The organism is Alkalicoccobacillus gibsonii, assembly GCF_016798245.1.
In the GTDB taxonomy this organism is placed as follows: Bacteria; Bacillota; Bacilli; order Bacillales; family Bacillaceae_D; genus Alkalicoccobacillus; species Alkalicoccobacillus gibsonii.
Genome location: NZ_JAEUZA010000003.1, coordinates 417,620 through 439,328, shown reverse-complemented (window position 1 = coordinate 439,328; position 21,709 = coordinate 417,620). Strand labels below are relative to the sequence as shown.

Sequence of the window (21,709 nt, the reverse complement as noted above, 5' to 3'; positions counted from 1 at the left end):
TCTAACCCTCCAGTTCCTGTTGCAATTTCTCTAAGCCTTGTTCCAAATCTAGTGCTGTTGATACATCCTCTAACTTTATTCCCATATCAATTAATGTAATAGCTACAGCGGGTCTAATGCCTGTAAGAACAACCTTTGCTCCCATCAAGCTTGACATATCGACCACATCACCTAAAACTTTTGCAATAAATGAGTCGATCATATCAACTGACGTTAAGTCAATGACTACGCCTGATGATCCTTCTTGATGAATCTTATTAAGAAGGTCCTCTTGAAATTGAAGCGCCGTTTGGTCATCTAATTCAGTTTGTATACTAATTAGTAAATATTCTCCAAGTTTTAAAATTGGGATCCTCATTAATCCTATACCTCCAGCTTACAACTCAATCTTATTTTGATTACACATTTCAAGCGCTTTTTGCATTCCCTTTTGGAGCGTACTCTTTGTTGGGAATTTCGTTAAATCAATGCCTAAATTAACAATGGTTTGTGCAATTTCAGGACGAATACCCACAAGAATTGATGTTGCCCCGACGAGTCTTACTGCTTCAGAAGCCTCAATGATGTGGTGAGCTACCATTGTATCTACAATAGGTACACCCGTAATATCAATTAAGACAACCTTTGAACGATTTTTAATGACTCCATTTAATAGATTTTCCATGATTAACTTCGCTCGAGTCGTATCAATACTGCCGATTAGAGGCATGACTGTTATTCCTTCAAACACAGGAATAAGAGGTGCCGATAATTCTAGTAAAGAAAGCTTTTGCATTTCTAATGTATCTTCCCACGATTCAATGTACTTAGATACAAGAAAATTATTCATGTTGTCAATCCATTCGTTCAAATCACTATAAATATCTAAGACGTCCGCCCCGACTGGTGGAACATCTTTAAGCTGTTGATGAAACGCTTTTCTTAGGCCTTGAAGTGCTTTAGTAAAGTAAGTCAGTGACCGGCCCGATTGAATATACTGCTCGGTGAATTGTCTTAATCCTTCTAAAGAATCCTCTTCATTTAGCCTAGCTGTTTGAAGAATTAAGTTCATGTATTCTTGATTTGTGTGCTCTACAGCTTTTTCGAGTGAAGCTTTAATTTCGCCCTCACTCCGCAAAGCTGATAACTGCTGATCCCATTGGTTGATAATTCGCTCTTGATGTTGGTGTAAATAGGAAAGTGCGGTCGATTGCATAGAATATCCTCCAAATATAGTCTCTATCCTCATTATTCCATGAGTTCGCTTTTGTTGCAAAGAGAAACTACCCTAAATTCTATCAATTTGGCCTAAACAATAAAAAATCCCCACTATCTTAAAAGGGGGGATTCCGAATGGTTGAATCAAAAATCAACTAAACCTAAACTTATAAATAATGCCTCATTGACTGAATTCATCATGTTTTCATCAAGATGCGTAATCTTATCCGTTAAACGTTGTTTATCTATTGTACGTAGTTGTTCTAGTAATATAACCGAATCACGGTCAAATCCATACCTTTTCGCATTAATTTCAACATGAGTCGGTAATTTAGCTTTTTGAATTTGCGCTGTAATTGCCGCAACAATTACAGTAGGACTGAAACGGTTTCCAATATCATTTTGAATGATTAAAACAGGCCTGACACCGCCCCGTTCGGAACCTACCACCGGTGAGAGGTCCGCAAAATATACGTCTCCTCTTTTCACAATCAAATGCTACACCCCACTTACTAAACGAACAAGGGGTAGATCCGCTTCCTCCTCCGCAAGAAAAGCCTCTGATGCAATTGTCAGATTAATTTTTGCCATCTCCATGTAACCTTGCTGCATCGATTCGCGAATTTGGGATTGTTGTTTTTCCATGATATACGTTTTAGTTGCTCTAGAGATAAACTCACTTCTATTAAGGTTTTCCTGTTCTAACAATGCATCCACCTCGTTTAACAATTGTTGGGGTAATGTAACGGTAATATCCTTAAATTGTTGATCCTTCATAAAACGTATCAACCTCCACCATAAAACGCCTTGTACAAAAATCACTCTGCCGTTCGACGGTAACAAGCTTGTGGCTTTTACCTTTTCTATTCAAGATTTATCATAGCATTGGAATGTAAGGATTGCAAAGAGGTTTTTGAGAAGGTTTATAAGATATTCTTGTTAGAAATCATTCCCTACCGAGTTTTGGATATACATTTTCTTTAGATTTGGTTCTTAACAGAAATTAAATTGCCATTTTTAAAATAAAGTCTGGGTACCCGCTTACTAATGATACAAGGAATTTCGTAGTTAATGGTATCAAGCCTTCGTGCGACTGCATCCATTGAAATCTCCTTGCCATGACCATGACCGATTAAGGTGACGATCGTACCTTCTTCTTTTGAGGAATTTAAACGGACCATACATTGATCCATGCAAATTCTTCCAACAAAAGGGAGCTCTTCTCCATCAACTAAAACAGTGCCTCCGTTCGTTGAATGTGCTCTAATCCATCCATCGGCATAGCCAATAGGCAGCGTTCCAATCCATTCATCCGTTTGGGTTACATATGTGGCCCCGTAGCTTATTGCCTTTCCTGCTTCGAGCTTCTTCACTTGAGCAAGCCTTGTTTTGAGTTGAAAAGCAGGCATAAGGGGAAAAGGGAGCTGGTCTTTGATCTCAGGAGACGGACTTAAACCATACATAGAAATTCCAAATCGCACCATATTAAAGGCACGCTCCGGAAATCGCAATGCCGCCGCACTGTTTGCACAATGGATCAAAGGGATTGAAATGCTTTCTTCCTCTAGCTGTTGAATAAATTGCCGAAACTGTTGGAATTGCTCTTGATAATAAGTAATATCCAGCTCATCTGCCGTTGCAAAATGAGTGAACATTCCTTCAAGATAAAATGTATCTGATCCATGAATAATCTGAATCATTTCTTTTATTTCTTTAGGGTCTGTTATTCCAAGACGCCCCATCCCGGTATCACATTTAACATGAATCGTTAAAGGGTTAGATGAGTCTAAATATTCTTTAGCACTAACTAGCCATTCTTTTGAGAACACAGTCACAGCGATGTGGTGCTTTGCTGCAACACACGCATCGATTGGTCGGACCCGCCCAAGTACTAGGATTGGTGCAGTTATTCCAGCCTCACGTAATTCAACCGCCTCATCTAAAATGGCTACTCCTAAAAAGGTTGCGCCGCCATCAATTGCCGATTTTGCAACAGGGATTGCGCCATGTCCATAGCCATCTGCTTTTACTACAGCCATAATGGCTGTGTTTTGGTCTTTATAAACATGCGATAACGAGCGCACATTTTGTTCAATGGCGGATAGATTCACTTCCACCCATGTGTCACGATAATACGGATCCATTTGCTTAGCTTGCATCTTGGTCACTCTCCATTTATCATTCATCCTCTTGGATAATCTGATTATGAATGGCTTAATTGCAACCTGTCAATTCGTTGATATGCTTTTTATATAGGTCGGGAGCAGCTCCGCGATCTGTATGGGACGAACCATATGCTGATGTTTAGCCAATTCTTCTCCAATAAGCGAATGGATGTAGACTGCTGAGACGAGCCCTTCTAACTCATTACGCGATTGCGCACATAACCCAGCGATGATTCCCGTTAAACAATCACCCATCCCTCCAGTAGCCATGGCTGGTGAACCCTTGATGTTAAGGAAAGATTCTTGTTCTGTATAGATTCGAGTCCGATCTCCCTTAAGTACAACAGTTGCATGGAGCTGTTCTGCCCAATCCTGATTTTGTTCGTTCGTTTGATCTTTAGGATTTAACCCAGTGATTCGCTGCCATTCACCAGCATGAGGAGTAAGAATGACCTTCTGTGTACGCAGCTTACTTTTTTCACGTGCAAGTAAGGTTAGTGCATCTGCGTCGAGAATAAGGGTTTGATCTTCTCTTATGCTCGCTACTACAATTCGAAAGATGTTTACCGCTCGCTCATGTAAGCCGAGTCCAGGTCCCATTGCGACAACAGTGCTCTTTTTCACTTGGTCACTAATGCCCATTAAGTCATTCAGTGGTAAGGCCATCGCTTCAGGTACTCTCGTATGAAGAGCTACATGATGTGTGGCATCTGTGGCTACGGTCGTTAAGCCCGCACCTGATTGAACGGCGGCTTCAGCTGCCATTATGATCGAGCCTCCCATCCCTGCACTTCCACCTATTAATAAAACCTGACCATAATCTCTTTTTGTTGTATCGTGGTCATCCTCTCGGCTTGGGATCCACCCTTTAATTAATTCTTTATCGACTGTTCTCATCGTGTCATCCCTCTCAAAACAAATAATAATCATTCATACCCTGCAACCTATTGGGAATAACATAAAAACATAAAAAAGACGCACATTCTCAGTAGAGTGGAATGTACGTCACCGTTGCCTTTCATTCATTATTTTTCAGTTGTTCCGTATACAGAGCGGGCAACACTTGCCATTTCTTCTAACTCAAGATCAGAGGAAGCAAGGTAGAACTCAGACCCACCATGGGACCAGATTAATGCGTCTCCCGTTTGTACACCAATCGTAAACCCTAGGTCAACCGGCTGCCCTTCCGCCATGTTGGTAGATGTTGTAGAAGCTGGCACGGCATCCGCCTGAGATTGAATTAGTGTGAACGATTTGTCTCCAGTGTATTCCTGAACATAACTCGTTCCATCTTCAGTTTCCACTTCTTTTGAAGCAGAGGCACTTGTTCCATCAGGTACATACATTGGGTAAAGAATTTCCATCTCTTCTTCTTGACCGCTAGCAAGTGTCGGTTCAGATAATTGAGCACCCGTCATATTACGTTCCATTTCAAAATCATCATCATTAAATGTCGCGTTTTTATCAAACTCCGTAAAATCAAGTGTAACGAGCGGAGATTGCTCGGCGTCCAGAATCTCAACTTTTACTGGGCTTAGATCTTTTTTGTTCAATTGGATTTCTTGTTTGTTTAAATTCTTATTTTGGTAATTTGTTGCTGTCTCAAATGTGTAATGATCCTCATCCTGAGAGAAGACTCGTTCCTGATCTGTTAAGATATCAGCCACTAATGACTCATACAGATAACTCTGACTTGTTGTTTTAGGCCAGTCACTTTGGAAACGGAAGCTCTTATTTAAAGCAGGTGTTAATACAAAGACTCCATCATCATTGCGCAAGATGATTTGACTCTGATCTTTATCTTTGTTATTCAGCATCACTCTGTAGAACCCTTCCTTCTGATACCATACTTCTACATCATAGGTTTGAGGTTCATTGCCTGTTTCAAGCTGCATTGTTGCTTTTGCTTTATACCCTGTCAACTCTTCAAGTGTTGTTCCTAGATCCTCCAACACATCCTCTTGTGTTTTCTCACCACAACCAGCAAGCACAACCATCATTAGCACGCTTACCAGGAAGAACCAGCTAACTCGTTTCATCCTTCACCCCTCCATCTCATTTTGCCGCTAATTAGAGAAATCACCGTCTGATTGACGAGCTGTTTCCCTTCGCACTACAACTATATGAGACAACCTAAGTGAATATGCAGACGAGTCCTAAAGCTTGATTCAGAAAGATTTCGCTTCTATAATTACCTGTGCAACCGCATACGCTTGACTATGTGAGATGGATACATGAATCGTCTCATCAATTGGCCCCGTCATTATCGGTTTGCCAGTGGAATCATTTAAAATTTCAATGTCCATCCATGAAGCCTCTTTTATTCCAGAAGCTTTCACAAACGCTTCTTTTGCAGCAAACCTGCCAGCCACATATTCTATTTTTCTTGAATCAGACATGGTTTGAAGTGCAGCTCGTTCCTGTGTTGTTAAGATACGCTCGACAAATCGAGCATTTCGTTTCATCGCCCGTTCGATACGCGAAAGCTCAATAATATCAACACCAATTCCGTGAATCATTAAAAAACCTCAATTCTATTTATCATCTACTTGTTTTAAAAGGAGGGTACCGATGTTTATACGCAACGAAAGTTTTTATTCATTTAGAAAAAATTATCCGGTTATTACGATTTTAGTCGCAATCCATTTAATCCTGTTCTTGTGGGTTAACTTCTTCCCCTTTGGAAATCAAGTTCTATTCTGGATGATCGGAAGTAACCTCCAAGTAATGTTCGGAGAAGTTTGGCGTCTTGTAACACCAATCTTCTTGCATCGTGATTTGATGCATGTGGTGTTTAACTCATTTTCCCTTGTGATCTTCGGTCCGGCAATTGAACGCATTCTCGGAACCGTAAAGTTCACAGCTGTCTATTTACTCTCTGGAATCCTTGCCAATATCGCTACGTACTTCTTAGGCGACATTACGTACCTTCATCTAGGCGCCTCTGGTGCCATCTTTGGTTTATTTGGGGTACTTGTCTATATGATCTGGGCGCGCAGAGATCTCATTGATCGCGCAAATTCACAACTCGTTATAACCATCATCATTATTGCGTTAGTTATGACGTTTGTAAACCCAGGTATCAACATCCTTGCCCACCTATTTGGATTTATTGCAGGTATGGCTCTCGCTCCCCTTTTTACAATTGGGGCCAAGCCTTATCAAGCGAGACATTACAATCGACACGTACATGACAGCGAGGAGCCTAGCTTTAACCCAAACCGCTGGGCCAATCAAGAAAAGAAAAAGCAAAAGAAGAAAATCATCTGGATTGTCGTCGCAGTCATTGTTGTGGGGTTAATGATTCTACGATTTATGGAGTAAGGATTAATGGAACATAACTAAAAATAAATTAAAGGATGGGGAATGATTCGACTGCTGAATCATTCCCCATTTATATTTTCCTAAAAAAAGCGAGGGATTCTCCTGTAGCGGATATATTGCTATGTTCGTGTTTTTATATTCTTACAACTCTTCTATGTCACTCTTTCTAATCACGTATATTATCCTCATAACCGTACCATACTATTATTAGAATATTAACATTTCAAACCAATAGCGAATTGACAATGATTATCATCCTCTAGTATACTTACGCTAGAATGATACGGCGAAGGAGGAGCTTTCGTGAAAAAAGTAACCGTTCACGCTCTGAAGGATATTCATACTGTACTCACAAACAAACGAAAAGTCGGTGGTGCGATTGAGGCTAAATCGATTCGTTTGCGTTCTGGAGAAGAATTTCAAAACCCAGTATTTACAAGTATTGAACAAACACGTGGTGTCTACCAATCAGTCGGTTTTATGACAAACGATGGTGAGCGACTCATCGTTAACATTGACGAAATTTCCATGATGAAGAATCTAGAGCATAAGTTAATTTGCCAATTAGAAAATTCTCATGCTAAAACATACTTACTAACAGATACGCTACAATACTTAGAACGACTATGCGAAGTAAACGAAGGATGTCTCACATCTCCGTTTAAACGTGAGGTTGAAGGCCTTGCTTGTGATATTGGCGCAAAGCATCTTGAAGAGAATGGCTACTCAGACTTCGTGATCTACGCTGAACCGGACCATAACATTATTTCCATTAATCAAAAAAGCATGCTGGCTTAGGCCGCATGCTTTTTCTTTTTGGTTCGTTATTCTTTATCTTGGCTTTCTAACGTACAAATAGCAGACGGTCTCTTAATGCGAAGAGCTAGTGTTTCATAGACACGGAATGGATGATTCATTCCTTCTTCACCTAGATACGCTGTTTCAAAATCCTCAGACACAGCAAGATCAAAGTTATGAGGGCCTGTATTAACAAGAACACCTGTCTTACCTTTTAACACTGGTGACTGGAATACACCGTCCGTTGCAATTTCACGAACATGCTCAATCTCAAGAACATTTGTTTCTTTATGAACGCGGTGCAGGATCGCATAAAGCTCTGGTGAAAGAACAAGTGCATAAGGTCCGTGATGTCCAAGCTCCATTAGCTTACTTCTAGCTTCAACGATGTCTTGGAAGGCATGTCCAGATTCGTACCAGCTTTCTGTCACATGTGATAGACGACCTTTTACATTCATTAGACCAGGAATGTCAAATTCCTTTGAACCATGAAAGATCATCTGGTCTTCAAGGTATGCAACTTGACGTGCTGCGTTGGCTGCCCCTGAGAAATCAATTGGGATGTTTAACGTTTTTGCTTGCTCAACATCTCTCCAATACAAAACAAAATCTTTATAGATAAGAGGGATCGTGTGACTTACACGTTTTGTTGATTCAGCAATTTCTTCATTTAACCCTTGGTGATCCATAATCGCTTCATGATCATCTAAGTATACATCTGTATGAATGGTCTGTACACCTCGTCCAAGCGGTCCGTGTAAGCTAATAAATTTCCGACCAACTAATTGGCTTTTAGCCATATCTGCAACCACTTGATCTAAATGATTAAATTCACTCTCATTTAACGGTGCATCTGGATATCTTGACGCTTTACTCATTGCACTTCACTCTCCTTTTCTCCTCTTACAACAGACTTCCTACTGAGAAAGCCGGTCTATCTAGATGAATTGTTTGCTTTAATTCTACTTCGTTACTCGTAGACGGTTCCACCCATTTGCTTTGAATGTCATCTAAAATCGTTTGAAACTCATTCACTTGCGCTTGTACACTTTCTTGCATCTTGTCTAATTCATTCTCATCTGTTTCGTAATCCAACACGCGTGCATCCTCCACATGTTGACTAAATGCCTGAAGGGCAAAACATTCAAGCCTAAGATTCGCATACAGCTCAATGAGCTCATATTGCGTCAGGTCCTTTTCGTTCTCTTCATCAAGCCATTCGTTTAGCTTTTGTATCATCTGTTTGATTCGCTTTTTTCTCGCGTATTCTATGCCTAATGCTTTACGCACCAGCATTCGTTCATAGTCGTTACTAGGGTTAGTAGTTTTCGGTTCAACTATGTGTAAATACCTTTTAACCTCTTTTTTCATTGCGGCAAAAAGATCATGAAGCACATTCAGTGTCTTCTCCATGGGTCTTCACCTCGTTTCTTGAACTATCCTCATAGTATCACAATTCTCAATTAAAAAGAAACCCTTTTTATAATCATTATAAAGAAGGTTTCTCAATTACGATTATTTCTTAATCATAGGACAGCCTGCCTCACATTGGCCTATCGCTTTATAAATTGAACACCACGAACGTTTTGCATAACAAACAGGTACATCCTGCTCCATGGCTTTTTTCTTTAGGACGGTTGTTAGATTATGATTGATAAAGTCTGTTAATACTAGAATCATATCAATGTCTGCAGGGATCTCACGTTTCACCATTTTTGTCTTTCTTCCGCTTATATGTAGAATGTTTGCAAACCCCATGTCCTCAAGCTTCTTTGGAATGGAACCTAAATGATCAGCTCCTACAATCATTAGAGACGTCATGTTATACCCTCACCTTCATTTGATAATAATTCTCAATATTATCTTAATTGAAATCGATTCTCATTGTCAACTAATTTTATGAGAATATTCTGTTTCAGGTTACATCTATTCATGAAAAGGGAAAGATGAAAGGAGATAATATCCGGTTTACTTGCTGCATGTTTTTCTGTAAAGTAATTAGGATGAGTATGGAGGTGCATAGAAATGATCGCTAACATGACAGAAGATCAACTTCTCGTTTTGGTTATTAAGTATATTCGAGAGGCCAAACGACACTCATTACAGGAACTATTGGATGAACTACACCCTTATGATGTAGCGATAATCTATCGTTCTCTCCCGGTAAAACATCATCACAAATTTCTAACATTTCTTAATCCAGATCAAATTGCCGATTTAATTGAGGAACTTGAAACGGAGTACCAAGTAGAGATTCTTCAAAAGCTTGGTGTAGAAGAATCATCAAAAGTTATGGATTTAATGGAGAATGATGAATTAGCCGATTTATTGAACGAGCTCTCAGTGGAACGTATTCAAGAATTCCTAGATGTAATGAAAAAAGAAGATTCCATTAAAATTCGGTCACTCATGAGTTATCCAGCCGAAACAGCTGGGGGATTAATGACCAATGAATTTATCTGGATTCACGCCAATCAAACCGTTAGACAAGCGGTTGATAAACTAAAAGAATACGCAAGCTTCTCCGAAAACATCTATTATTTATACGTCATTAATGAGGCGAAGAAATTAGTAGGCGTTGTCTCTTATCGCGACCTGTTAATCGCTGATCTAAATGAGGTCATTGAAGACATTATGTTTACACGAACGGTCGCAGTGAAGGTAACCGATGATCAGGAGCAGGTTGCCAACATTATTGAACGGTATGACTTTATTGCTGTCCCGGTTGTAGACGATGAAGACACATTACTTGGAATTATCACCGTTGATGATGCTCTAGATGTTGTCATTCGTGAAGCAAACGAAGATATTGAAAAGCTTTCCGCGTCAGGAAATATCGATTTTTCGACCAAAGCATGGACAGCCTCCATCCGACGACTCCCTTGGCTTATTCTGCTCTTATTAATTGGACTTGTGTCAGGGAGCATCATGAATTACTTTGAAGCCACGCTTGCCCAGGTAGTAGCGCTTGTATTCTTCATGCCAATGATTGCTGGAATGACCGGTAACACAGGCACACAATCTCTTGCGGTTGTCGTACGAGGTATTTCCCAAAACACCATAGATAAAAAAGTGGTGACGAATCTTATTCTCAGGGAATTTCGTGTGAGTTTAATTATCGGTGTAACCTGTGGAAGCTTAATTACGCTCATTGCGTTTTTATGGATTGGAGATCCTTCCTTAGGTATGGTAGTTGGGGTTTCCTTGTTCTGTACGTTAATCATTGGAACACTGGCAGGGACAATCATCCCTCTTATCCTACACAGATTTGGAGTGGATCCGGCTGTTGCTTCAGGCCCATTAATTACTACTTTAAATGATATCTTTTCATTACTGATTTATTTTGGTATTGCAACAGCGTTTTTGACGAATTTAACATAAAAAGTGAGGCTGGAACATCACATTAAAGAAACACGAACATAGCACAATATTCGCTACAAGAGAATCCCTCCCACCCGCGCGTTACGGCCTCAGCCACTTTCGCGAAAAAGCGCCGCTAAAGTGTCTTCACCACGTACTTTTCCGTAGGAGTGTCGGGTTCTCCTTCCGCTCAGTTTTGTAAAAAAACAAATGGCGAATGATTTGATCGTTGAATCATTCGCCATTTTCTCGTTCATTTTGAGTTATGTCCCAGTCTTATTTCATTTTTTATGATCCGACTCATACTGCTTGGACCATCCGCATATAAGTGAAAGAGCTTGTCAATCGGATATCTCAAGTTGGGTGTGATGCGAAAAATGATTCGTTATGTACTGACACTTTTGATTGGATGTTTACTCATTAGTATCGGAATTAATTTCTTTTTTACAATGTATCATCTACTAGATGGTGGGATTATAGGAATTGGTTTAATCGCCCATTATCTTTGGAATACACCTGTTGGATTAACCATCCTGGTTGTAAGTATTCCAATCTATATCTTTGCCTGGTTTTACTTTCGTACGTTTTTTTACAATAGCCTTGCCGGTGTGATTGTCTCTTCTTTCTTAATTGACTGGGTCTCACTTTATTCTCCTGACCTTGCCATCTTAGGTCCCCTAGCTAGTGCTATTACCGGCGGCCTCCTGCTTGGTATTGGGGCGGGAATTATGTTCCGGATGGACATCAGTACAGGTGGCTTTGATTTATTAGCACAAATGATTGCGACAAAGGTTCCTTACAACGTAGGAGTCCTTATCATTTTCTTTGATATGCTCGCTGTTGTAGCAGGTCTATCCATTGTTACCATTGAAGAGATTGTCTTATCAACCATTGCTGTTATATCAACCGGTGTTGCAACAATTGTTGTCACAAGTTGTCCGATGCCTCATTTTCTCTATCCAGCCGACAAATTCCCCGGGAAATGAGCTTGCGAAACTAAGGAATCTGTCATTAGATCGTGGCTTTTCCTGTCACAAACCAGTACGAGATTCCATATACAAACGCTACTGCAGCTATAATAATAAAAAGGGTTTTATTAGATAGTCGTTTTTTCACGTGTTGAAGCCTCCTTTGTTTTTCTTTCTTTTATTATACGACCGTTTTTGGAAATAAACTAGAATAGAAAAGAGAACCTAGGAGTGGATCATTCCTAGGTTCTCTTTATTCATTCGTTTGAAAGCTTCGCTGCGACGTTTGCTACTCTTTCTCCGAGTCTCTTCGCCATGGTTAATTCTCTTTCATCAAGTCCATTACTTCCATCTGGACCAGCCACGGTTGATACACCGTATGGACTACCTCCGATTCCATCGGTAGTCAGCTGTTCTTGATTTTCCCCATATGGTAGACCTACATAGATCAATCCAAAATGTAATAATGGGACAAGTGATGTTAGGATGGTTGTTTCTTGTCCTCCATGGATCGAGCCCGTGCTTGTGAAAACGGATGTAACACGTCCTTCAAGTGATCCATTTGCCCATAAGCCACCTGCAGAATCCAGAAACTGTTTCGCCTGTGCCGGCATATTTCCGTATCGTGTCGGGAAGCCCCAAATGATACCATCAGCCCACACTAGATCATCGTGTGTTGCTTCCTGTATAGAATTTTGTGCTTTTTGCGCCTCAACGTATGCTTCTTGAGCAGACATCGCTTCTTTTACTTCCTTAAATTCAGGGATCTTTACTAAACGTACCTCTGCCCCTTCTACTCTGCTTGCACCTTCTTCAACTGCCTTTGCAAGCTGAAAGACATGTCCATAAGACGAATAATAAGGTATTAAAATCTTTGTCATTTAAAGTCCCTCCCATTTTATGTAGCTTGTTATCTATTCCTTCAAGAAGAATTTTCAAACCTTAAATGATAGATTTATAGAGAGTAAACGGATACAATAAAAAGTTAACGGGGTTTTTATCTTGCTTAATGATCCAAAAACCATTATTTTACGTATGCTTAATGAGTAAAGTCTAACAAATAAGGTGTTGTATAAGATGCAGGTTACCTATGGAAAGACTTTCTAATACGATGAAGCAGCGTACAAAGGAGTTTTACATGCCACATCTTACCGACGAACAATTATATCAGCAAATTGTTCAGCAAGATAAGAAGGCTCTTGAGGAGCTATATGATCGGTATGAACGAATTCTTTTTTCGTTCATTTATCGATTCACAAAAGACGAGGGATTAACTGAAGAAGTAATGCAGGATCTTTTTATGAAGCTTTGGCAAAATAAAGCCATATACCAATCCGGAAAAGGAAAATTCTCTTCTTGGCTTTTAACCATCGCTCGAAACGCAGCCATTGATCAGATTAGAAAGAAAAAAGTAACAGAGGTTGAGTTTCAGGACCATGATGCAGAGCCTGACCTAGAAATACCAGAGGAAGTTGTTGTTCTAAAGGAAGAAAGCTTAATCATCCAAAAAGCACTAGCCCATCTGCCAAAAGAACAACAGCATGTGGTTAAATTGTTTTATTTTGATGGAGAACCACAAAGGAACATAGCAAAGATTTGCAAGATTCCCCTTGGAACTGTTAAAGGCAGGCTACGTCTAGCACTGAATCAACTACGGAAGACGCTTAGCAGAAAGGGTGAAAGAGGCGATATCTATGAATGATAACAAATGCATACATTTACTTGATTATTTTAATGATCACCTTGATCCAAAACAAAAAGAGGAATTTGAACTCCATTTATTAGAATGTGAAGAATGCCAGGAGCAGCTACAGGAGCTCTATGAATTTAATAGTGAAGTGGCTACCCATTCTTCGCAAGTCACGCCACCTAATGGCATGAAGCAACGTATACTTGGTTCCATTCTAGAAGAAGAGAATGCGCCTAAAGAAGCACAAAAAGTAGATAATCAAGTTGTTACGCCAATAAACACATCGATAAAGAAGAAAAACAAATGGAAGCCTTGGGCTCAAGTTATTGCAGCCGGGTTAATCGCTTCAATCGGAATAAACCTATATACGATAAATCAATTAAATGATTCGCAATCAGAACTTGCTAATACAGAACTAGAACGTGACCTTTTAGCCAGCCAGCTTAATGAAGCCGAACAACCGCCATCTGAAACAGCACAGATCGAACAGGTAATCACATCAACCTCTTTGCTTTCTGAGAGTGAAGAAAGTGAACATGTTGGTCAGGCATCCATTGTTCAACAAGAAGATGGCTACAAATTAATTGTACAGGTAGAACAAATGCCGGAGCCTGTGGATTCAGAGGTCTATCAAATTTGGTTATTCCAAGATGAAACACCATTACCTGCTGGTTCCTTTACGACAAATGAACAAGGAAATGGTGCCATCGTATATGATCTTGATTCTGACACAAATATTGAAGACTTATTTGAGGCCATTGCCATTACACTCGAACCTGAGCCAGATAACCTATTACCTGAAGGACCTATTGTGACTCTTTCAGAGCTATACTGAAGCATTAGACTGTGCAACATAGCACCTCACATCTGAGGTGCTATTTGCTTACTCTACGTTTATATTTTTGATCGGAAAGGTAAAGACTAGTACTAACTAGTTTAGAGGAGTGTATTCCATGTCCAGTCAAAAAGATATTCAACAAAAACAGGAACAAATGAAAAACAAGCCTGCGCAAACGCAGTCTGTTCAACCCGGATTTGAAAGCGAAATGAAACCGGAACCGCTTTACGATGATCCATCGTATACGGGAAGTTCTAAGCTAAAAGGAAAAACTGCATTAATTACTGGCGGCGACAGTGGAATTGGTCGAGCTGTAGCCATCCTTTTTGCAAAAGAAGGCGCAAACGTCAGTATCGTCTATTTGAATGAACATGAAGATGCTAATAAAACGAAGCAATTAGTTGAGGAGCATGGTGCCACTTGCCTTCTAGTGAGTGGAGATGTAGGAGAAGAATCATTTTGCCACGATGCGGTCAAGCAAACGGTAGATGAATTTGGCCAGCTTGATATTCTTGTAAATAACGCAGCAGAACAGCATTATCAAGAAAAGATTGAGAACATATCAGCCTCTCAGCTTCACCGCACATTCCAGACAAATATCTACTCATACTTTTATTTTATTCAGGCTGCGATGCCACATTTAAAAGAGGGTAGTTCCATTATTAATTCTGCATCCATTGTTGCCTATAAAGGAAACCCTGTTCTAATGGACTATGCAGCAACTAAAGGTGCCATTGTTGCTCTCACTCGCTCGCTTGCAACAAACTTAGTAGAAAAAGGCATTCGTGTAAACGGAGTAGCTCCTGGTCCAATCTGGACACCTCTCATTCCTGCTTCCTTCCCAGGAGAGGATGTTGCCCAGTTCGGCGATCAATCTCCAATGAAGCGAGCTGGACAACCAGCAGAGCTTGCACCCGCTTATGTGTATCTTGCTTCTAGTGACTCATCCTACGTATCAGGACAGATGATTCATGTAAATGGAGGAAGTGTCATTAACGGATAAAGCAGTAGGACTATACAATCAAAACCACCAGTGTGAACTGGTGGTTTGCTCTGCGGCTGGAAGCCTCTCTTACCGGCCTTGGCCTCAAAGGCCCACTGAAACGGTTTCCCTCTTGCACCACATCTACTCACTGATTCTAAAGAATCTCTTATCTCTTTTTATTTTTTTGTCCTGTAAATGGGTCATGCTCTTCAAATAAGGATAGCTGATCTCCCATATAGTCTTCCTTCAGCTGATTTCGAATGTATTCTTGGATATGCTTTTTATTTCGACCCACTGTATCAACATAGAAACCTCGACACCAAAATTTGCGGTTTCCATATTTATATTTCAAATTGGCATGTCGATCAAAAATCATTAAACTACTTTTCCCTTTTAAGTAGCCCATAAATTGAGACACACTTAACTTCGGTGGGATACTTACTAACATGTGTATATGATCAGGACACGCATTGGCTTCGTGGATCATCACTTCTTTTCGTTCGCATAAATCTCTTATAATTTTGCCGATGCTTTCTTTGTATTTTCCATAAATAATCTGTCTTCTGTACTTCGGTGCGAACACGATGTGATACTTACAATTCCAAGTTGTGTGTGCTAAACTGTTCATGTCCTTCATAGGGCACGCCTCCTTCTATGACGAGATGTAGTGGTCGGGAAACCAACTATATCTTATCATGTCGTGAGGCTTTTTTTATGACCACGCTAGAAGCTCTCTGGAACCCCCGGCAGAGCCAGGGGTTTTCAAAACCATTAAAAAAACCCCCACGATACGCGTATCGTGGGGGTTCATTTTATGCAGCATCTTCTTCATCTGATTCCGTTTCGTCATCTTCTTGTGAATCAAAGAATCGGAATAAATCTCCATAAATAATCCGGTCTGAGTGTTCAAGATCTTGTAACCCTTTTTCCACATACGGTTCGCATGCTTCAGCTTCGATCTCTTCACCATCTTTGTTGTAGCACGTATTGTTCGTGTAGACGATATCGTCAGTAATGACACTTCCATTACGTAATACAGCTATGGATTCATTTTCAGGAGAGAAAAGGTCCGTTCCAAATTGAATGTCGTTTCTCGTGCTGTGACCTAACAAATGCATCAGTGTAGGTTTCACATCAATCTGACCACCAACTGTATCGATGGTTTCATGCTTGTCATGTCCAGGAATATGAACAATCATTGGTACGCGTTGAAGCTGAACAGTATCAAAAGGAGTGATTTCATCCTTATCAAGATACATACTCATTGCTTTATTATGGTTCTCAGAAATACCATAGTGGTCACCATATAAAATGAAGATTGTATCATCATATAGGTCAGCTTCCTTCATTTCTTCAAAGAAGCGTTCTACCGCATGGTCCATGTAACGAACCGTTGGGAAGAAACGGTTAAGTGTTCCGCTGTTGGAATCATACTCATCAACCATTTTATCTTCCTCATCTAGCTCAAAAGGAAAATGATTGGTTAAGGTAATGAATTTTGTATAGAAAGGCTGAGGCTGTGATTGCAGAAGATCAATTGATTGTTCGAAGAAATCAACGTCCTTCAGACCCCATCCTACGGAGTTCTCTTCTGTCACTTCATAACTGTTTATATCAAAGAATTGATCGTATCCTAGTGATTGATACATGATATCTCTGTTCCAGAAGCTTTTGTTGTTAGCGTGCATAACAGAACTGTACATGCCTTTATCACTTAAAATTTCTGGAAGTGCATTGTACTCATTGCCACCATGTGTGAAAAAGACTGAACCACTATCTCGGCCAAACATAGAGTTCTCTACAATAAACTCAGAGTCTGATGTTTTCCCTTGTGCCGTTTGATGATAGAAGTTTTCAAAATAATAACTATCTTCAATTAAATCGTTTAAGAATGGCGTGACTTCTTCCCCATTCACTGTGTTGTTAATGACAAATGTTTGTAAGGACTCAAGTGAGATCATGACAACGTTTTTGCCTTCAGCAATTCCAAAGAGCTCTGGGTCTGGTTCCTTATGATTTGCTTGCGCATAATTTTTCACTTCTACAATATCCGAACTGTCAGCGAACACTCGTTGTGCACGAGATTGTGATTGGATATACCCATCATAGACATGGTAGTTTAATAGTCCAATATTTTTTACGAGTAGCTCACGGTCAAATGATCTTGACAACAGCTGTGGGCGTTCCGCTTGGGCAATCGATAAATTAGCCAAGAAAAGAACAACTGCTAGTGACATTAAAATGACTGGTTCGCGCTTTAAACGACGCACGGCTGGAACACGTTTTGTCACAATAAGCAATGTTAGGATAAGAACATCTACTAAAATTAATACGTCACCAAGATGCATTAATCCTACAATACTTGTACCCAGATCATTTAAGTTACTTGTTTGAAACAGAACCGGTAATGTTAAGAAATCCGTGAAAAACCGGTAGTATAACAAGTTAAAGTATAAAACTAGGGTAGCGATGATACTGAAAGCAACAATCATAATGTTGCGAAGTCGGTGCTTAAACATTAGAGCGATTGCAAAAAACAGTACAGCTGAGCTTAAAGGATTAATAATCAAAATAAACTCCTGAAGCATGTTATCTGCTGAGATGTTAAACCCAACTTTATAAAGAATATATGATTTAATTGTTAACATGAATACAGCTAACCAATACAACTTCAATCGGCTTAGCGCAGACTTTACTTTTTCCATAATACTTGGTGCTCCTCTCTTTCATTTCAAGAAATTAGCGCGTTAATCGTTTGCACTTCATTAGGCATACTTGATTCTCTATTCCACCAAAAAAAGAGTTCAAACCACTTCGTGTGCATCAAAAGATGATTATATCAAATTCAGCGTTTAAACTAAACTACTTTTTTCGTAGAATAAAAATAGAAAACGAATCACCAGTGTAAATACACTGTTAAGAAGTATACGGTATAAGGAGCCTAAAAGTTACGAATATGTAAAAATAAATAAGAATACGTTAAAATAAAAAAACCATCTGGTTTTTTCGACAGATGGTTCAGCAAGATTCTTATGATTTAGACAGAACTGGCGGGATAAATCCTATACTTTCTAAGCCTTGAGCTAAGGTTCCAAATGTTTGTACTTTCATGAAGTTTGTTCGGAGTCGGTTAATCTTCATAGCGAGATCCGGTCTGATTCCGGTGAACATGGTTTTAACTCCTATAAGCTTAAGCATATGAGCCAGCCTTAACAGTTGTTCACTCGTGCTTTCATCTAAACTTACGATTCCAGAGACATCGATGAGTAGATAATGTAAATCTAATTTACTACTAAGTGTCATCACCTTATCAACAATGGACTCCATTCTCACTGTAGTAACATTGCCTATTACAGGTAACACACCAATTCCTTTAGCGACAGGTACCAGAGGAGCAGATAGGTCAGAGAGCTGCTGATGTGCAGATTCTAAATCCAACACGTACGACAATAACGAAGCCATCGTTCGGAACAGCTCTATATCGTTATCGGTCAAAGTAACCGTTTGATCATCCAAACCACAAATCGTGCCATACACTCCGCCACATCCATCATAGATTGGAATTCCAATAAAGCTTCCTGTTCCCAACTGTTTAACTGGATCTAGATCACACGCTTCTTCGTGATCACTTAAGCTTGGAATGACTAAAACCCTCTCCCCATAATCTACACTTAGCTTACAAAGAGTTTGAGTATAATCCAGTTCCTCTCCTACGCGTAAGAGTACTTTATCTTTATTAATCGCATGCATGATGCGGTTTGTTTTCAAATCATTTTTAGCGATAAATAGCGTATTAATTTGGATTTGATGACTTAATAAAAGCAATACCTGAGTTGCTACTTCCTCAAAATCTTGAAAGTTCTTTATATTTAACGCTTTATTTTGTTTAGAAAGTTGCAGAACCATGTGACTAACCCCCTTTTAAGTCTTTCTTTGTAAAGATAATATATTGAATTTATCTAGTAATCAAGTCCTACTATATTCTATATTTATAAGGAAGGAAAGCGAGAGCCCAGATTTAAAAGGTTATCTGGTGCGAAGAATGGAAAAGAGTGATACGATGATGGCATTTCAAATAGTAGGAGGAGAAACGGATGACGATTAAACTTGGTGTAATCGGAACGAACTTCATTACAGAACGTTTATTTGATGCGATATCAACACTGGAAGACTATGAAGTTGTAGCTGTTTACTCAAGAACCGAAGAACGAGCAACCGACTTTGCCGAAAAGCATGGTGCAACGTATACATATACTTCACTTGAGGATTTGGCAGGAAGTACGCATATTAACGCTGTATACATCGCGAGCCCGACCTCTTTTCACGCTGATCAAGCCATTCTTATGCTTTCTCACGGAAAACATGTGTTGGTTGAAAAGCCGGCTGCTTCAAACTACGAGGAATGGGCTAAGATGACCGAAGCTGCGCGCGAAAACGAAGTGGTTTTAATGGAAGCGATGAAAACAACACAGCTTCCTAACTTTTTAACGGTAAAAGAACAGCTACAAGAACTTGGCACCATTCGCTCAGGTTTCGCGAATTTCTGTCAATATTCTTCACGTTATGATGCTTATAAAAATGGAGACATTCAAAATGCATTTAAACCAGAGTTCTCAAATGGCTCATTAATGGATATTGGTGTGTACGGAGTATACCCAATCATTGCGCTGTTTGGCCGACCGAATGAAGTGCGAGCTCAAGGTCATATGCTTGAATCTGGTGTGGATGGCGCCGGCAGCCTTTTATTAAAATATGATGAGTCACAGATTATTATTAATCATTCAAAAATTACTCAATCTGTTATTCCATCAGAAATTCAGGGTGAGAACGGAAGTCTCGTCATACAGAATTGGAGTGATTTCCATTCTGTTGTACATCACAATCGAATGAACAAAACGGAGACAGTGATCTCAGAAGAGCAGCATCAGAATCCGATGTACTACGAAGCGATTGAGTTTGCTAAGCTGGTATCCAGTCAAACACTTGAGTCGATTGAAAATAGTCATAAGAATTCAGCGATTACGCTTCAGGTGCTCGATGAAGCCCGTAGACAGATTGGCCTTGTGTTCCCTAGTGACCAATAAACGTGTAGATGTCTGAAATGTGGGTATAGAATGAAAAACACACATTTCAGAAAGGATGCGTGCTCATGTCCACCTTTAAGCGAGAATCTTATTACGTCACATTAGATATGGCGATCATGTCCATTAATAAAGTAAAAACACCTGACAACACGATTCAATATCAAATCTATGCGACTGATAAAGAAAAGGAACAGCTTGCCGATTTGCTTGAGCGAGTGAAGTCAGAGGATTTCGATCAAAACCAAGTGTTTAAGAATCCGTTCGACGAAAAAGCTGCTGATCAAGAGAAGGATCAAACTCAAAATGATTTAAGAGAGGTTTACCAAATGGTCTACGATCTTGGCACTCTCGAAACAAAGGAAGTTGTAGCAGATATTATGCCGTAAGACTTTAAGCTGGCGAATCTCGATTAAGGGAGATTCGCCAGCTTTTATTTTGCTTTTATTAATGTAATCATGTGATGAACGGTAAGCAAACTCTCCATGTAAGCGTTCACTTAAAGGAATAAACGTGTTATAGTGGACGTAATATCATCGTAACTATCTCATTTACTCATCTAATACAAATTTTCGTAATCGCTTTCTAAATTAATAGGGGGTTTGATAAATGGATATGCGTGGACCTATGGGTGGCTTGCAAAAGATTGCTGAATGGATTACACGAATGGCTTATCTCAACTTACTCTGGCTTGGATTCACAATAGCAGGCTTAATTCTATTCACTATCTTTCCTGCAACGTTTGCCATGTTTGCTGTTCTCAGAAAGTGGATTATGGGTGAATCAGATCTTCCTGTATTTAAAACATTCTTTTCTTATCTTAAACAAGACTTTATACGGGCCAATCTGATTGGATTGGTATTAGTCGTTATTGGGTTTGTCTTGTATGTTGATCTTCAGTTCCTCCTAACCTTCTCAGGTGAAGGGGTCGTCGCATACTTCTATTATCCAGTACTTTTCGTAACGTTACTTGTTGCGCTTGGTACGCTGTTTGTCTTCCCTGTTTACGTCCATTATGAACTAAATATTCGCCAAGTGTTTAAGACAGCCTTTTTCTTAATGGCTGTGAACCCATTGCTATCGATCCTAATGATTGTAGCGTTGGGTACCACTTTCTATGCGATGTTATCATTCCCAGCTACTGTCATCTTTTTTGGAGTGAGTATTCCGGCTTATCTTATTATGAGAATTTCTTATGGAATTATTGAACTAGCACGTATGAAACAGCAAGCACGTGATGAAAAGGCTACAGCAAAGAAGGAAACCTCTCATGCTTCTGGCATGTAAGGTTTCTTTTTTTTGT

The 21,709-nt window shown here is 39.7% G+C and carries 25 protein-coding genes; 10 read left to right on the top strand and 15 right to left on the bottom strand.

The annotated features are described in order from the left end of the window. Position 1: 1 nt before the first annotated feature. The 8 genes from JNO66_RS13745 to acpS all read right to left on the bottom strand — a co-directional run bounded on the left by JNO66_RS13745 (position 2) and on the right by acpS (position 5,881). Positions 2-358, bottom strand: coding sequence for an STAS domain-containing protein (locus JNO66_RS13745; RefSeq protein WP_203088996.1), 357 nt, complete (start codon positions 356-358; stop codon positions 2-4). Positions 359-376: 18 nt separating this feature from the next. After that, positions 377-1,195: an STAS domain-containing protein gene (locus JNO66_RS13740; RefSeq protein ID WP_203088995.1), complete on the bottom strand. Its 819-nt coding sequence runs from the start codon at positions 1,193-1,195 to the stop codon at positions 377-379. 146 nt (positions 1,196-1,341) lie between these two features. Next, positions 1,342-1,692 (bottom strand): type II toxin-antitoxin system PemK/MazF family toxin, encoded by a 351-nt coding sequence (locus tag JNO66_RS13735; RefSeq protein WP_203088994.1) that lies wholly within the window; start codon positions 1,690-1,692, stop codon positions 1,342-1,344. A 3-nt stretch (positions 1,693-1,695) separates the two neighbouring features. Continuing rightward, on the bottom strand, positions 1,696-1,974 hold the full coding sequence (locus tag JNO66_RS13730) for a CopG family ribbon-helix-helix protein (protein ID WP_203088992.1): 279 nt from the start codon (positions 1,972-1,974) through the stop codon (positions 1,696-1,698). A gap of 203 nt (positions 1,975-2,177) precedes the next feature. After that, entirely contained in the window at positions 2,178-3,341 is a 1,164-nt protein-coding gene (gene alr / locus JNO66_RS13725) for an alanine racemase (protein ID WP_203089365.1), read from the bottom strand. Positions 3,342-3,425: 84 nt separating this feature from the next. Continuing rightward, positions 3,426-4,259, bottom strand: a complete 834-nt coding sequence (locus JNO66_RS13720; protein ID WP_203088990.1) for an NAD(P)H-hydrate dehydratase — start codon at positions 4,257-4,259, stop codon at positions 3,426-3,428. A gap of 128 nt (positions 4,260-4,387) precedes the next feature. Beyond that, positions 4,388-5,401, bottom strand: a complete 1,014-nt coding sequence (locus tag JNO66_RS13715) for a LolA family protein (protein ID WP_203088988.1) — start codon at positions 5,399-5,401, stop codon at positions 4,388-4,390. Between the two features lie 129 nt (positions 5,402-5,530). Beyond that, entirely contained in the window at positions 5,531-5,881 is a 351-nt protein-coding gene (acpS, locus tag JNO66_RS13710; RefSeq protein WP_203088986.1) for a holo-ACP synthase, read from the bottom strand. Between the two features lie 52 nt (positions 5,882-5,933). On the opposite strand from acpS, the gene JNO66_RS13705 reads away from it, so the two are divergent. Together JNO66_RS13705 and JNO66_RS13700 are read left to right on the top strand one after the other, a co-directional pair. Continuing rightward, a complete protein-coding gene (locus JNO66_RS13705; RefSeq protein ID WP_203088985.1) occupies positions 5,934-6,686 on the top strand; it encodes a rhomboid family intramembrane serine protease in 753 nt (250 codons plus the stop codon). Positions 6,687-6,989: 303 nt separating this feature from the next. Continuing rightward, the gene (locus tag JNO66_RS13700) at positions 6,990-7,484 is read left to right on the top strand and encodes a hypothetical protein (RefSeq protein WP_203088984.1); all 495 of its coding nucleotides are present in this window, start codon (positions 6,990-6,992) and stop codon (positions 7,482-7,484) included. A 26-nt stretch (positions 7,485-7,510) separates the two neighbouring features. Here JNO66_RS13700 and JNO66_RS13695 read toward each other — a convergent pair whose 3' ends face one another. The 3 genes from JNO66_RS13695 to JNO66_RS13685 all read right to left on the bottom strand — a co-directional run bounded on the left by JNO66_RS13695 (position 7,511) and on the right by JNO66_RS13685 (position 9,305). Further along, positions 7,511-8,362, bottom strand: coding sequence for a family 1 encapsulin nanocompartment shell protein (locus JNO66_RS13695; RefSeq protein WP_203088983.1), 852 nt, complete (start codon positions 8,360-8,362; stop codon positions 7,511-7,513). Positions 8,363-8,387: 25 nt separating this feature from the next. Next, the gene (locus JNO66_RS13690) at positions 8,388-8,897 is read right to left on the bottom strand and encodes a hypothetical protein (protein WP_203088982.1); all 510 of its coding nucleotides are present in this window, start codon (positions 8,895-8,897) and stop codon (positions 8,388-8,390) included. Positions 8,898-8,999: 102 nt separating this feature from the next. Further along, positions 9,000-9,305 carry a DUF2325 domain-containing protein gene (locus JNO66_RS13685; protein ID WP_203088981.1) on the bottom strand — a complete coding sequence of 102 codons (306 nt, stop codon included), beginning with the start codon at positions 9,303-9,305 and terminating at the stop codon, positions 9,000-9,002. Between the two features lie 204 nt (positions 9,306-9,509). Between JNO66_RS13685 and mgtE the strand changes: the two genes are divergently transcribed. Together mgtE and JNO66_RS13675 are read left to right on the top strand one after the other, a co-directional pair. After that, complete coding sequence (mgtE, locus tag JNO66_RS13680; RefSeq protein ID WP_203088980.1) at positions 9,510-10,865, top strand: magnesium transporter; 1,356 nt, start codon at positions 9,510-9,512, stop codon at positions 10,863-10,865. A gap of 356 nt (positions 10,866-11,221) precedes the next feature. After that, positions 11,222-11,830: a YitT family protein gene (locus tag JNO66_RS13675; RefSeq protein WP_203088979.1), complete on the top strand. Its 609-nt coding sequence runs from the start codon at positions 11,222-11,224 to the stop codon at positions 11,828-11,830. 239 nt (positions 11,831-12,069) lie between these two features. On the opposite strand, the gene wrbA is transcribed toward JNO66_RS13675, so the two are convergent. Beyond that, complete coding sequence (wrbA, locus tag JNO66_RS13670) at positions 12,070-12,693, bottom strand: NAD(P)H:quinone oxidoreductase (RefSeq protein WP_203088977.1); 624 nt, start codon at positions 12,691-12,693, stop codon at positions 12,070-12,072. A 257-nt stretch (positions 12,694-12,950) separates the two neighbouring features. Between wrbA and JNO66_RS13665 the strand changes: the two genes are divergently transcribed. From JNO66_RS13665 to JNO66_RS13655, 3 genes are all read left to right on the top strand, one after another. Continuing rightward, positions 12,951-13,514, top strand: a complete 564-nt coding sequence (locus JNO66_RS13665) for an RNA polymerase sigma factor (protein WP_203088975.1) — start codon at positions 12,951-12,953, stop codon at positions 13,512-13,514. After that, a complete protein-coding gene (locus tag JNO66_RS13660; protein ID WP_203088973.1) occupies positions 13,507-14,337 on the top strand; it encodes an anti-sigma factor in 831 nt (276 codons plus the stop codon). Before JNO66_RS13665 ends, JNO66_RS13660 begins: the two co-directional genes overlap by 8 nt. Positions 14,338-14,455: 118 nt before the next feature. Further along, entirely contained in the window at positions 14,456-15,343 is an 888-nt protein-coding gene (locus tag JNO66_RS13655; RefSeq protein WP_203088972.1) for an SDR family oxidoreductase, read from the top strand. A gap of 148 nt (positions 15,344-15,491) precedes the next feature. Here the strand turns inward: JNO66_RS13655 and tnpA are convergent, their stop codons facing one another. From tnpA to JNO66_RS13640, 3 genes are all read right to left on the bottom strand, one after another. Beyond that, complete coding sequence (gene tnpA / locus JNO66_RS13650; RefSeq protein WP_203088971.1) at positions 15,492-15,962, bottom strand: IS200/IS605 family transposase; 471 nt, start codon at positions 15,960-15,962, stop codon at positions 15,492-15,494. A gap of 175 nt (positions 15,963-16,137) precedes the next feature. Further along, positions 16,138-18,030 carry an LTA synthase family protein gene (locus JNO66_RS13645; RefSeq protein ID WP_203088970.1) on the bottom strand — a complete coding sequence of 631 codons (1,893 nt, stop codon included), beginning with the start codon at positions 18,028-18,030 and terminating at the stop codon, positions 16,138-16,140. 325 nt (positions 18,031-18,355) lie between these two features. Beyond that, positions 18,356-19,231, bottom strand: a complete 876-nt coding sequence (locus tag JNO66_RS13640; protein ID WP_203088969.1) for an STAS domain-containing protein — start codon at positions 19,229-19,231, stop codon at positions 18,356-18,358. A 188-nt stretch (positions 19,232-19,419) separates the two neighbouring features. Between JNO66_RS13640 and JNO66_RS13635 the strand changes: the two genes are divergently transcribed. From JNO66_RS13635 to JNO66_RS13625, 3 genes are all read left to right on the top strand, one after another. Then, positions 19,420-20,409, top strand: coding sequence for a Gfo/Idh/MocA family protein (locus JNO66_RS13635; protein ID WP_203088968.1), 990 nt, complete (start codon positions 19,420-19,422; stop codon positions 20,407-20,409). A gap of 65 nt (positions 20,410-20,474) precedes the next feature. Beyond that, positions 20,475-20,795, top strand: a complete 321-nt coding sequence (locus tag JNO66_RS13630) for a hypothetical protein (RefSeq protein WP_203088967.1) — start codon at positions 20,475-20,477, stop codon at positions 20,793-20,795. A gap of 220 nt (positions 20,796-21,015) precedes the next feature. Next, positions 21,016-21,693 carry a YesL family protein gene (locus JNO66_RS13625; RefSeq protein ID WP_203088966.1) on the top strand — a complete coding sequence of 226 codons (678 nt, stop codon included), beginning with the start codon at positions 21,016-21,018 and terminating at the stop codon, positions 21,691-21,693. Positions 21,694-21,709: the final 16 nt, after the last annotated feature.